The 11,794-nt window shown below is 37.0% G+C and carries 14 protein-coding genes; 5 read left to right on the forward strand and 9 right to left on the reverse strand.

The annotated features are described in order from the left end of the window. Nucleotides 1–49: 49 nt before the first annotated feature. Entirely contained in the window at nt 50–1,168 is a 1,119-nt protein-coding gene (locus D9O48_RS15690) for a hypothetical protein (RefSeq protein WP_126973930.1), read from the forward strand. A 4-nt stretch (nt 1,169–1,172) separates the two neighbouring features. Beyond that, entirely contained in the window at nt 1,173–1,922 is a 750-nt protein-coding gene (locus tag D9O48_RS15695) for a hypothetical protein (protein WP_126973931.1), read from the forward strand. Nucleotides 1,923–2,064: 142 nt separating this feature from the next. Here D9O48_RS15695 and D9O48_RS15700 read toward each other — a convergent pair whose 3' ends face one another. The 4 genes from D9O48_RS15700 to D9O48_RS15715 form a co-directional block, all read right to left on the reverse strand. Beyond that, a complete protein-coding gene (locus tag D9O48_RS15700) occupies nt 2,065–2,706 on the reverse strand; it encodes a DNA alkylation repair protein (protein ID WP_126973932.1) in 642 nt (213 codons plus the stop codon). Between the two features lie 77 nt (nt 2,707–2,783). Further along, nucleotides 2,784–3,260 carry a hypothetical protein gene (locus D9O48_RS15705; protein WP_126973933.1) on the reverse strand — a complete coding sequence of 159 codons (477 nt, stop codon included), beginning with the start codon at nt 3,258–3,260 and terminating at the stop codon, nt 2,784–2,786. Nucleotides 3,261–3,384: 124 nt separating this feature from the next. Continuing rightward, complete coding sequence (locus D9O48_RS15710; protein ID WP_126973934.1) at nt 3,385–3,966, reverse strand: YdeI/OmpD-associated family protein; 582 nt, start codon at nt 3,964–3,966, stop codon at nt 3,385–3,387. Nucleotides 3,967–4,388: 422 nt separating this feature from the next. Further along, nucleotides 4,389–4,772, reverse strand: a complete 384-nt coding sequence (locus D9O48_RS15715) for a winged helix-turn-helix transcriptional regulator (RefSeq protein WP_126973935.1) — start codon at nt 4,770–4,772, stop codon at nt 4,389–4,391. Nucleotides 4,773–4,873: 101 nt separating this feature from the next. Here D9O48_RS15715 and D9O48_RS15720 point away from each other — a divergent pair, with 101 nt between their 5' ends. Continuing rightward, nucleotides 4,874–5,512 (forward strand): NAD(P)-dependent oxidoreductase, encoded by a 639-nt coding sequence (locus D9O48_RS15720; RefSeq protein ID WP_126973936.1) that lies wholly within the window; start codon nt 4,874–4,876, stop codon nt 5,510–5,512. Nucleotides 5,513–5,629: 117 nt separating this feature from the next. On the opposite strand, the gene D9O48_RS15725 is transcribed toward D9O48_RS15720, so the two are convergent. Further along, nucleotides 5,630–6,961, reverse strand: a complete 1,332-nt coding sequence (locus D9O48_RS15725) for a metal-dependent hydrolase family protein (RefSeq protein ID WP_126973937.1) — start codon at nt 6,959–6,961, stop codon at nt 5,630–5,632. A gap of 159 nt (nt 6,962–7,120) precedes the next feature. Here D9O48_RS15725 and D9O48_RS15730 point away from each other — a divergent pair, with 159 nt between their 5' ends. Both D9O48_RS15730 and D9O48_RS15735 read left to right on the forward strand, forming a co-directional pair. Beyond that, nucleotides 7,121–7,324, forward strand: coding sequence for a YwbE family protein (locus D9O48_RS15730; RefSeq protein WP_126973938.1), 204 nt, complete (start codon nt 7,121–7,123; stop codon nt 7,322–7,324). Between the two features lie 202 nt (nt 7,325–7,526). Continuing rightward, the gene (locus tag D9O48_RS15735) at nt 7,527–8,612 is read left to right on the forward strand and encodes a hypothetical protein (RefSeq protein WP_126973939.1); all 1,086 of its coding nucleotides are present in this window, start codon (nt 7,527–7,529) and stop codon (nt 8,610–8,612) included. A gap of 71 nt (nt 8,613–8,683) precedes the next feature. On the opposite strand, the gene D9O48_RS15740 is transcribed toward D9O48_RS15735, so the two are convergent. The 4 genes from D9O48_RS15740 to D9O48_RS15755 form a co-directional block, all read right to left on the reverse strand. After that, nucleotides 8,684–9,142 carry a GreA/GreB family elongation factor gene (locus D9O48_RS15740; RefSeq protein ID WP_126973940.1) on the reverse strand — a complete coding sequence of 153 codons (459 nt, stop codon included), beginning with the start codon at nt 9,140–9,142 and terminating at the stop codon, nt 8,684–8,686. Between the two features lie 79 nt (nt 9,143–9,221). Beyond that, nucleotides 9,222–10,064 (reverse strand): acyl-CoA thioester hydrolase/BAAT C-terminal domain-containing protein, encoded by an 843-nt coding sequence (locus D9O48_RS15745; protein ID WP_126973941.1) that lies wholly within the window; start codon nt 10,062–10,064, stop codon nt 9,222–9,224. A gap of 56 nt (nt 10,065–10,120) precedes the next feature. Continuing rightward, a complete protein-coding gene (locus D9O48_RS15750) occupies nt 10,121–10,576 on the reverse strand; it encodes a Crp/Fnr family transcriptional regulator (RefSeq protein ID WP_126973942.1) in 456 nt (151 codons plus the stop codon). 162 nt (nt 10,577–10,738) lie between these two features. Continuing rightward, on the reverse strand, nt 10,739–11,680 hold the full coding sequence (locus D9O48_RS15755; RefSeq protein ID WP_126973943.1) for a PD40 domain-containing protein: 942 nt from the start codon (nt 11,678–11,680) through the stop codon (nt 10,739–10,741). Nucleotides 11,681–11,794: the final 114 nt, after the last annotated feature.

An 11,794-nucleotide genomic window follows, 5' to 3' on the forward strand; every position in this document is an offset into this window, starting at 1 on the left:
GCAATCAATTATTAAAATAAACTATTGCAAAACCTGTAAAGAATATTTGATGAGCGAATTGTTACTTTTTGAAGTTAAGGAGAGAACATTGGAAGGCCCTGCTAAATATAATACGGATATATACCAGTATTATAATGACAGCTCCAGGGAGGATGTAGATGTAGTAAGGCAATTACTGGAAAAGTGGTTTGCTCAATATCCCGACGATGAGAAACAAGATATAAAGTCCCGATTTAAAGCTTCATTTAATGCTGCTTTCTATGAGTTATATATTTATACCTTATTCACGAAACTCGGATTTTCATTAACTATACATCCTGAAATACCCGGCACATCAAAACGTCCGGATTATTTGGCAACAAAAGATGGTAAGCTTCTTTACATCGAAGTTAAACACATGACAATGCTATCTCAGGATGAGCAGTCACTGGAGCGAAGAAAGAATACACTTCTCGATTCCTTAGATAAAATTGACGCATCTAATTTCCTGCTAAAATTGGATGAAATAATTTTCAAAGATAACAGTCAGCCAAGTGGGAAAATGATCACTCGATACTTTAACGAAGTCATTTCATCTCATGATCCTGATATGTACACTGATCTTTTAACTCAAAGAGGATTTCAGGGACTGCCTAAAATTACATACGATGATGATAAGGTAAAAATACAATTGCAGCTTTTGCCGAAGTCACCATTGCATAGGGGAACCAATTCCCGTTCCATAGGTACTCATCCTACGGTAACCCAAATTGGAAATGATAGTGACAATATTATTACAGCTCTGGAATCAAAAGCTACCCGCTACGGAACGTTCAATGCACCCTATATCATTTGCCTGAATAAACAGAGTGTTTCTCTTGATATTATTGAAGTGCAGGAGGCACTATACGGCTCATTGGTGGTTTCATGGAGCGATAATCCAGCTAACCGTGATGAAAGGTTAGAACTTTCAGGAAATGGTTTTTTTGGCTCAAAAAGCAACCCAAAGTTTACAAGGGTATCTGGAGTGTATATAACCAACGCCAATACTGCGAACCTGGGGACAACTGTAGGTCATGCCTTTCGTCACAACCCCTTTGCACAGTTTCCGACTGATTTAGTAATTGATCAACTTGTTCCGGAATTACTGAGCATCCCATCAGATTACCCAATGCCCCGTAAAATATAACTCAATGACAGACGCAGAATTAATGGTGAGATCATCCATTCAGGTTTTTTTGGCAAAGGCAGACCACCCCAAACCTGAAGGCTTTGGCTCTTGCTGTGTGATTATTTACCAGGATCGGAGATTTTTTGTTTCGGTTTCCCATGTTACAGATGCGGAAGGATATACCACCTTTTTGGAAACAAATCAACCCTTTGACGAGCGGGGGCCTATTATACAGCCCATTGGAGGTATTTGCTACTTTGACCAGATAAAGGTTACTGAAGATATGTCATTGGAGGATTTTGAATCAGTATTGCAAAAGGGCAAACGGTTAGACATTGCTTTTGCCGAAATTAAACATGACGTAGAACTGTTACAGCCTGAAATAGATTTTAAAGCTTTCAAGGTGGAAGCTTCCCCGAAATTACCTTTGTTTATGGAGGATGCTGTCATACCAACGAAGGAAGAACGATATGGCTTTTACGGAAAGGTCAGACCGAGTTATAATGGGAAGCAATTGACAATGACCCCGACCTTGAAGCATAGCTTACAGTTTTATCGTATTAAAGGAGAATTTTATATGTTCCTGGCTCCACAGATAATTTCCGATAGTCAGGACTATGAGGGGTGCAGTGGCGCACCAATTTTGGACAGCGAATGTAGGATTGTTGCGCTGGCCTGCGCAGTACACACTGGAACCAAAATTATTTATGGATTCCCTATTCAGAAGTGCAAGGAGCTTTTAGATTATGCCCTGCAAACCGGGATGTTATAATTTAATATATTGATTATCATATACTTAATCCGCCATAATGTCTATTGTTAGCTTCAAATCAGTCAATAAAAAGTTCGAGTTTTGTACCAACGGGTTCACAAAGACCTCAGTATTTGCTGGGGTCTTTTATTTTACAGTTAGTTTACTTTTTCTGTTTACCTACCTGTATCGCTATAAATTGTGGTAAATAGTTAGGGGTACAGTTTTTAGCAACTATTTCATCTTTGTACAACCCTGTACGTTCCCCCAGTGCAATACATCTCGCTCGATATTTTTCTTCAAAAATACCTATTTGAGCGGCAGTAAAATTCATTGCCCATTGTACTTCCGGCACTTCTTTTTCTATTTGTGTTTCAATTTTAGAAAGTAATACTTCTGTGTTGGGCGGTGGTGTTTGTCCGACCCAGCGCAACCGGGCCTGATAATACCAATAAGTTCTCCTTTGTAGTGAAGATTGGCTGTTTTCCCAGGTTTCGATTAATGCAATTGTGTTTTTGTCTTTGGATAATTGGTTTGCCATTAACCAATCAATGAGTTGAAGTTTTTCATCTTCATGATGTTTTTGAATGTCGGTATCAAAATTGTCAATGACTTTTTGCGACAATTGTTTTTTATCCATTATCAAAATTGCCAGTTGGCGCGGTAAAAACTGTTCCGTTGACCAAAGCTCCAAAGCCAGTTCATGGTTCTTTTTAATTTCACCCGCAATCTTTCGCAGGTCTCCCAACTTAGTTTCGGTATTGATTTGAGCCAGGATATTTTCTGCTTGTGAAGAGCGTTTCATATGAATATTTTACTTTATAACGATTTACATTATCAGGTCAGTGCTTTGGATATATTTTAGAATAACGATGCTTATATTTATTTTAACTCTACCTTATATTCTGTCCGGTAAGCCAAGAATGTATCTACACCAATATTTTTAATTGAATGTGGATGTTCGGGCTCAACCATCTGTCCTTTATCTAATATTTCTGCCGGAAATCCTTTGATTTCAGTACTGTCATTTTTAACCAGTTGATTGTTGGAGTCAAGTATATAATTGTAATAGATAAAGTGGGCACTTTGTGTAAACCACATTACACTTTTATATTTATGAGTATGTATGGGTTCTTCGACTCCGGGCAGACAAATAACTTTTAGAATTCTTACAGTACTGTCTTCATAAACAATATTGTGGCTTTCAGGGGCCACAACTATTGCATCAAGGGAATCGGCCCAATTCCAGCGCAGAGATGTTGGCAATGTTTCGTTTACAGGATACACGGTTTGCTCTTTTTCAAAATTATTACAGGCTAAAAAACAAATCATGGCCATTAATGGTACAAAAATTCTCATATTTAAAATTATTATTCGTTGTTTTCTGTTTCGGTTATAGGCCGGATGTTATTGAAATTTTAAGCTTCATAGGTTACCTATGCATTTTTTCAGCGAAAAATAAACATAATATTTCTTTCTCCTTTTACCCAAACTGCTTCGGTCTCATTCCTTTTGCAGCCAATCGGGCTATTTCATCAATTCGCTTTTTTCTTGTTTCAGGTCTTTTAGCAGTTACCACCCAATGCAGCAATATCTTTTTTATTGATTTTGACTGACTCTCAAAAAAAATAACTGCTTTTTTACTTTTATTCAATACCGAATTTAAATCTTCCGGTATAATCAATTCTTCAATATCGTCCATTAAGAACCAGGTACCATTTTGTTTAGCGGTTTCTATGCTTTCAAAACCCGCTTTTGTCATCAGGTTGTTTTCAATGAGCTTTTCTATTTTTGTTTTGTTCACTTTTGACCAGGTACTATTGGGTTTTCTTTTGCTGAAATATTGTATATAGCTTTTCTCGTCAACAGTTTTTTTAGTACTGTCTATCCACCCAAAACAAAGTGCTTCATCCACTGCTTCACTCCAGGTAATGGAGGGGATTTTTGTGGATGATCTGTAATAAACCAGCCAGACAGCTTCTTTTAACTGATGATTTTTTTCTAACCACTTTCGCCAGTGTGACCGGCTCTTCGGATAATATGTTGCTGTTTCCTTTTTAGACATTTCAATGATGAAAAAGAATAGGTTTTAGTTGTACTGTTTAGGATATGCTGCAATGGTAGTGAATCTACCGGAGATTGACTATCCGTATTAAAACCGGTTCATTGAAAGAACTCTCATCCAAAAACTTCACTGTTCTTCCAAAACCAGTAGCCCGAAGTTTAACCAGTGAATAGAGATCCTGCTTTTCATGTGTTAAATCATTCATTGATGCAAACTTAAAGTAGGTGTATGACAGCCTTGTGTCAGGATGATATTGTGTTTTTTAATATTCTTGTTGACACGTCGGAGTTATTGGTGATTTTATTCCATCAGCTATGTGGGAGGTGCTGCGATTAATAAGGTTATTATATTGCTTTGTTCAGATTGTTAGGATGTAGAATGTTGGTATCTGGGAATGGAAAATTTGGAAAGGAATATTTAATCTAAACCTTGGAACGAAGTTTTGCCTTAATTGTTTTGCGGTGCGCCAATCCCCATTGTAATAGTTGCTCTGCCACCGGAATAAATGACTTCCCATACGCTGTAATAGTATATTCCACTGTAACAGGTTTCGTGTCGTGAACTATTCTTCTTACCAGTTTATTCATTTCGAGATCTTTTAATTCTTTAGACAACATTTTACCAGAAATACCGGAGATTCCTCTTACCATTTCCATAAAGTAGTTTTTTTCATTGACTCTTATAGTCAGGTAAAGTAAAATCATCAACTTCCATTTTCCTCCCCAGATTTCAATACTGTCTCTTAATGCCAGCATTGCTTCATTGCATTGATCCGGCGATACGTTTTTTCGTGGTTTAACCTTCATAATCAATATAGTTACCTTTTGTTAATTAGTTACCAAAAGGTAACCCATTACAAAATTACACTAAATAATTCAGAGCTTTGCATACAACATAATACAATTATATGATAATTACAATTTTTGGAGCCACAGGACGTATGCAACATTTACTGATACAACAGGCCCTTGACGAAGGATTTAAAGTAATAGGTTATGCCCGAACACCTTCTAAAATGAGCATCCAACACCCTGATTTAATTCTAAAAAAAGGAACCATGCTTGACCGTGCCGCAATTGAAGAAGCTGTAAAAGAAAGTGATGCTGTTATAGAAACAGTTGGTTGTGTAAGCGAAGGAACAAAACTTATTATTCAGGCTATGAAAAAATTTAATGTTAAAAGACTTATAGTCGTCTCAACTACGAATGCAAAAGATAAGAATGATTTACCTGACAAAAAATTTAACCGGTTACTTACTGTTACGAGAATAGCGTTGAAGTTTTTGGGCTTATTTAATTCACAATACCGCAATGCTGTTTCTGAACTTCGTAAAATAGCCGAAATTGTAAGGATGTCGGATTTAGACTGGATTTTAGTAAGAGTTGCAGGTTTGACAAACAAACCTAAAAGCAGTCATGTGAAATCAGGATATTTAGGACAAGGTATTATTGGTTTTACAACTTCACGTGCTGATATGGCAGATTTCATTTTAAGTCAGGTAAAAGACAATACTTACATAAAAAAAGCACCTGCTATCAGCAGTTGAAATTAAGTAAAAAATTAACCGTTAAAATAATTCTATCAATAAATACGCTGCAAATAAAAAGCCTCACAAAAATGTGAAGCTTTTTATTATAAACTTATGTTAGTACTACTTATATGTTTATTTTTTCAACGTATTTTTATAAATCTTACCATCTTTCATAATTACTACAAAATTTTTGGTGGGATCTGCCAGTAGTTTTAAATCTTTTAAAGGATTACCATCCACTAATAACAGATCTGCTAATGCCCCCTCTTCTACTACACCGAGTTTGCCCTGGTAAGGACTTCTTAATCCTGAAAGTTGTAATAGTGCAGCATTATCGTGGGTAATCATCTTTATGATTTCGGCATTAGTGAACCATTTTTGTAAACGCAGAATGAATTCGTTTTGCTTTTCATTAAGCTCCGGTTCAAAAAGGAAATCTGTACCCCAGGCAAGTTTTACTTTGTGTTTCTTTGCCAGCGGCCATACTTTTTCCTGTCCTTCAATAACCGGTTTACGTTTTTCAACCCGTAGTGGGTCCATATCTGGTGTACTTTCTACCAGATTTTGAAGACTTAGCCAGATATCTTTTTCTGCGATCAGTTGGAGGGTTTCTTCGTCGAGTAGTTGACCGTGCTCAATACATTTTACTCCCGCTTCTATAGCTCTTCTGATGGCCCTGGGTGTGTATGCGTGTACAGTTACATAGGTTCCCCAGTCTTCTGCAGCTTCCACCGCAGCTTTCATTTCATCTAATGTATATTGTGTTACGTCTACCGGGTCATAAGCTGAAGATGTTCCACCTCCTGCCATGAGTTTGATCTGGCTTGCGCCAAAACGCAGATTTTCTCTTACTGCTGTTAATACTTCGTCACGTCCGTCTGCAATGAAAGTAGCGCCGTATTTCTCGGCACGTGATGCCTCGCCAAAGAAGCGGCGTGATTTTTCATTAGGTGTTCTGAAGTCGCCATGACCGGCAGTCTGACTAACGGTAGCACCCGAAGGCCAGATTCTTGGTCCGGTAATTTTTCCTGCATCCACTGCTGCTTTTAACGGAAATATTGGTCCGCCAACATCACGAACACTGGTAAAACCGCGCATGAGCATATTGTGAGCAGATTGTCCGATACTTTTAAACAGAAATTCTTCAGTCAGATCACTGGTCATCATCTGAGCCATTGTAAGCGATCCGAATACCATATGTACATGAACGTCGATTAAGCCGGGCATTAAGGTTTTGCCTCCCCCATTGATTCTTATGACTTCTTTATTGTTTAAAGTAATGGTTGAGGTACTGATTTTTTGAATTACATTACCGGTTATCAGTACATTACAGGCGGCAGTAAGCGACTGCGTTTTATGATCCAGTATTCTTACATTTTCTAATAAGACCTGTTTTTCTTGCGCTTGTGCCGAATAAATGGAGATTACACTAAAAAGTAAAGCGTATAAATAGGTTCGTCTCATATGCAGATATTGTTATTGTATACACTAAGTTACAGTTTTACGTTTTATCATATGCCTCTATTTTGATTTAAAACATTTGTTCCTGTACCTCAGGAGAAGACGGATGAAACATTGAGGCTGATTAGTTTTGCTTACCTTTGATATATAAATTCAAAGAATATGAGTGATCCGAATTACAGAGCGAATATCAAACCCGGAATGTTGGTAAATATTATTTTAAAGAAAGATCAACGCTCCGGAGATCTTACCGAAGGTATTGTGAGAACTATTCTTACTTCCGCAGCTTACCATAGCCGTGGTATTAAGGTCAGGTTAACTGATGGGCAAATCGGAAGAGTGGCAGAAATTCTGGAAGAAGATTAGATTTTATTTAAAGCTGTGTATTTTCCGTGCAAAACTTCTGTATAATATTTTTTTAATCAACACGTTATAGCTTATTTGATTTTAAAATTTATGAGAACAAGTCTATAGTGTTGATATATGTCAATGTTTTTATTTGATAACAATCAATCTGATGCAGGTTTTCTAAAAACACACTCTACCTATGTTGATTAAAAACTATTCTGTGCCTCGAATTTTGTTGTTTACTGTTACATTTTTTACATTGGTATTAACCGGTTGTAAAAAAGACGATGTAATAGACCCTTCACTTTCTGAGTTACCCGCTTTTGTGAATTTCTCTATTGAATCAGAAACGCAGGCAACCGTTATTAACCGTAATGCAAAAACAGTCAGCGTAAAGCTCGGAAACCTTGAAGACTGGTCAGCACTTAAGGTAAACTTTGATTTATCAGCATCAGGTCAGGTTTTTTTCAAGAATGAAGCACTGATCAGCGGAACCAGTACACTTGACTTAAGCAAACAGGTAGAAATAGAGGTTAAATCACCTGATGGAACACAATCTACAACCTGGAAAATAGAACACACTTCTGCATTGGAGAATTATGGATTGGGAAAATGGCTTACAAGTGCCACCAGCCTTCCTGCCTCTTCTAATTTTTACTTCGATCAGGGTGGTACCGGTGCGTATCAGTTTATCAATTGCGGTCCTACTGTAGCTACCATGGCCATTAAATGGAGTGATCCTGCTTTTTCATTAACACCATTAGACGCACGTGAGGCTATTCTGCCTGAAGGCGGATGGTGGTATACTAATAATATTGCCAACTACCTGAATTCATATAATATCAGTACCGGTTATTTTGGAATGCCTGATACACTTTCTGATGAAGGCTATGCGAAAAGAATAAAGGCAATTATGGATAATGGATATGCGGTTATCTTTTGTCTTGATATGTATTACGTAGCGGCCGAACCTGATTCAGCTAAAAGAGTTAATAAGTTTTACCGAACAAATGCGGCTGATTGGGGGCATTTTATTTTAGGGAGAGGTTACAAAGAAGTAGACGGCAAGCTATGGATTGATATCTATGATCCTTATTCATTAGGTGCAAAGTATACCGGAACCAATCAATTGAAAGGTGAAAGTCGTTATTATGATGTAGCCGAACTGAAGAAAGGTGCTGACATCTGGTGGAAATATGTAATGGCGGTAGCTCCAAAAGGCAGAACTGTATCTGCTATTTCAGCTGTCAGACCTCAACCTGACCAACTGATTTTCCATCAGCGTGGTGGTATTCGTGTACAATAACCCTTTAAAATAATATCTTTAAGTTCTTATAAAAAGAGGCTGTCTCAAAAAAATGAGATAGCCTCTTTGAGTTAGTATATTTCCAGAATATTATTCTTTCCTTTAAACTCAAATTCATCTCCCGTCTTTTTCTGCATCAGTTGTTTTGCAAGTGGAGAAACCGGTGATAGAAAAATAATATCTTCTTCATTGACTGTTTGTTTTCCAAGTCCGGCCCCGATGAAAAAACTGACTGTGCTTGCTTTCACGAATGCACCAGCCACTGGCAAGAAATAAATGGTTTGAACATTGATGGCGCGTATAGCCTGTAAGTCTTGTTGATGTGCGGCCAGCTGGCGGGCATGCATATCTTTTTCGAGTTGGCTCATCGCGCGAGCGGTTTCGTACTTATCTCCGACCGAGCTTTTACTCTCTTCATTGGCAGCAGCCTGCGCATCATTCATCGCGCGTTGTGTTACTGCAATCCGTTCAAGAATGATTTGTTCACAATGTTGTTTTAATAAAAGTTTGTAGGAGATTTTTTCTTGCATAAGCTCAATGGCAATTGATGTATTTCTAGTCAAAGTTAGAAATATGTGACAAATAAAATGCTGACATAATTCTGAAACTTTAACGGATAGATTCAAGAAAATCAAATATTATATCAAAATGTTTAGTAGGTTCTGCATGATTACCTTTGTAAATGATATGCTTATACAGGTGTTTAAAATGATTATTCTTTAAACGAAGTATCATTTTTTCACCCATTGTTACGGCTGGAATAATTTCATCTTCAATAGCTGAAAGTAAAAGAATAGAACCGTTTATCTTTTCTATTTTTATAATTGCTTTTTGTTCAGCGAGGGTATCTTTCAGCATTGCCTCAAAAGCGCCACGCAAATCTCTGTTCATTAAAAAGGGAATAGCTTCTTCATTTACAGGAATAAAAGGTAATTCTTCTCCACCGAAAGTCCAGCAGGAAGTATTAAATTCTTGTGTATGACCAGGAAAGACGGCATGGCTGGCAGACATTCCTATAACCGCAGAAATATCTTTATAATAACTTCCTATCAATAAAGCCAGATCGGCCCCTCGGGAGCCTCCTATAATAATAATTTTGCTACTGTCTATTTTTTCATATTTTTTAGCTATTCCGACGGCTCTGTAGACATCCTCGATAGCAATTTTATCCAGGAGTTCAGGTGTTTCTTTACACCCAAAATATCCGATAGCTAAAAACGCATAACCTCGCTCTAAAAAACCGTCTCTTACTTTTTTCCAGTGATCTCCAGCCCATGCATTTCCACCTTCCGAACCACCTAAGCCTACAACTAAAGGTTGATTTTCAGTATTTCCGGTATACAAAATCGCCTCAACATTAGCAGCAGGTAATATATGCTGAGCAAATCCAACGCTTGTTATAAAACTAAGAAGGAGAGCAGTTAATAGCTGTTTTTTTGTTAACAGTTTCATTTTTTTTGTAAAGATGATGAATTGGAATGTATAATTTTTTGATCTGTATCAAAAAGTTATTTATCGCCTCTTATCCGGCTTAATGTTTCCTGTGTAATTCCTAAATAAGATGCAATCATTCCCAATGGTATGCGGTGATGTATATCGTGATAGGTTTTAACAAAATGATCGTATTTTTCTTTTGCTGTTGTAAACCGGAGAGAAACTATGCGTTCCATCAGATGGCCGAAAACAGTACCCATTGAAAGTCTTGAATAACGTTCCATTTCAGGGAAGTTGTCAAATAAAAAGACAAGGTCGTTTACATTAAGACAAAACGTATCGGTGTTTTCGATGGCGTCTATGTAGTAAATGTCTTTTTGACGTGTTATAAAACTTTTTGGCGAGTTGCACCATTCATTTTCTGACGGGAAGAAATCACTTATTTCTTTCCCGTCTTTTAAAAAGTAGGCCCTAAAAAGCCCTTTCTGAATAAAGTATGATTTTGTGCATACTTTATCAGCATCCTGCACGATATCACCCTTTTTAAAAGAAACAAATGTTATCCTTTCGTCTAAAACTGATTTTAGCTCATTACTTAGTTTAATATATTTTTCGAAATGTCGGAAAAGAGTGATTTTGTTGTCGATAATTTTAGATTTTATTTAAATATACTGTTTTAATTTAAATTAGCTTTAACGTAACATTGGCTGTGCTTTACTTGATAATTCTGTATATTCCCTGTCGTTGTCGTTCCGGGGCCATTTTTCATATAACATGATTGCATCCGTACTGTTTTCCGATAACTGAATTATTCCTTTATTAGCCGGTACGAGGTAAACTTTTGGAAAACTCAAATGGCTTTGCTCCTGACTGGCACCCCAAAGTACAGCCAGATGATTACCATCTTTACTCCACGAAGGCATAAAGCACTCTAATGAAGAATTGGTAATCTGTTGAAGATTGTTACCGTCTATGTCTAACGCCCATACATTACCTGAACGGTAAAAAGCTATTTTCTGACCATCATTACTAACATCTACTTCTTTTACAGGAGAGCCCAGCGTTGCAATAATGTTTGCCGACGAAAAATCATTGTTAGATACATATATTTCACCTCTTTCATTAGAAAATACTAATCTGCCATCTGGTGTCCATGCAGCACTGATAACATTTGTAAACCCACCTATTATTTCACCATTCCGCTGAATAACAACAATCGTATTTTCTGTCAATCTTTTGCAAACAAATTTGCTCTTATCGGGTGATATTTTTATTGAGTTGTATTGATTAGTTAAAGGAATTGTTTCAATTCGTTCACCTGCATTATTCATTATACGTATTTCTCTCACCGTACCATTTTGTAAAGAATAATCATAGAAAATGAAAGCTATTTCAGAGCCGTCTCTTGAAACATCCACTGCGCGGCTTTGATCAGGTTTGTCTTCCGACCCACCTATTGTATGCAGCTCTCCATTTGATAAGTTTAATTTTTGAATGTTGCCGGTACTATAAATATATAAATCTGATTTTACAGGTAAGTTCGGCCAGTTTTTGTTTCCGCTACTATCCGATTTACCACACGACAACAATACTAAAGTTGCCATCACAAAACTATATTTAATACTACTCGACATAAATATTATCTTTATTAGAGATGAATGATACTGTTTCTGCCTTCTATCTCAAAACTGGTGCCATTAAGATAATTTAATAAGATGCAATAACATGCTTATTGAAAGCATTGCAGT

The sequence above is a fragment of the Gynurincola endophyticus genome, assembly GCF_003991195.1.
Classification (GTDB): Bacteria; Bacteroidota; Bacteroidia; order Chitinophagales; family Chitinophagaceae; genus Gynurincola; species Gynurincola endophyticus.

What these genes read in the sequence shown, in the direction of transcription:
- D9O48_RS15730 (WP_126973938.1), top strand. Translation starts at nt 7,121, where the DNA reads ATGAGTGATCCGAATTACAGAGCGAATATCAAACCCGGAATGTTGGTA.
- D9O48_RS15745 (WP_126973941.1), bottom strand. Translation starts at nt 10,064, where the DNA reads ATGAAACTGTTAACAAAAAAACAGCTATTAACTGCTCTCCTTCTTAGT.
- D9O48_RS15705 (WP_126973933.1), bottom strand. Translation starts at nt 3,260, where the DNA reads ATGAGAATTTTTGTACCATTAATGGCCATGATTTGTTTTTTAGCCTGT.
- D9O48_RS15740 (WP_126973940.1), bottom strand. Translation starts at nt 9,142, where the DNA reads ATGCAAGAAAAAATCTCCTACAAACTTTTATTAAAACAACATTGTGAA.
- D9O48_RS15720 (WP_126973936.1), top strand. Translation starts at nt 4,874, where the DNA reads ATGATAATTACAATTTTTGGAGCCACAGGACGTATGCAACATTTACTG.
- D9O48_RS15695 (WP_126973931.1), top strand. Translation starts at nt 1,173, where the DNA reads ATGACAGACGCAGAATTAATGGTGAGATCATCCATTCAGGTTTTTTTG.
- D9O48_RS15725 (WP_126973937.1), bottom strand. Translation starts at nt 6,961, where the DNA reads ATGAGACGAACCTATTTATACGCTTTACTTTTTAGTGTAATCTCCATT.
- D9O48_RS15700 (WP_126973932.1), bottom strand. Translation starts at nt 2,706, where the DNA reads ATGAAACGCTCTTCACAAGCAGAAAATATCCTGGCTCAAATCAATACC.
- D9O48_RS15710 (WP_126973934.1), bottom strand. Translation starts at nt 3,966, where the DNA reads ATGTCTAAAAAGGAAACAGCAACATATTATCCGAAGAGCCGGTCACAC.
- D9O48_RS15690 (WP_126973930.1), top strand. Translation starts at nt 50, where the DNA reads ATGAGCGAATTGTTACTTTTTGAAGTTAAGGAGAGAACATTGGAAGGC.
- D9O48_RS15755 (WP_126973943.1), bottom strand. Translation starts at nt 11,680, where the DNA reads ATGTCGAGTAGTATTAAATATAGTTTTGTGATGGCAACTTTAGTATTG.
- D9O48_RS15715 (WP_126973935.1), bottom strand. Translation starts at nt 4,772, where the DNA reads ATGAAGGTTAAACCACGAAAAAACGTATCGCCGGATCAATGCAATGAA.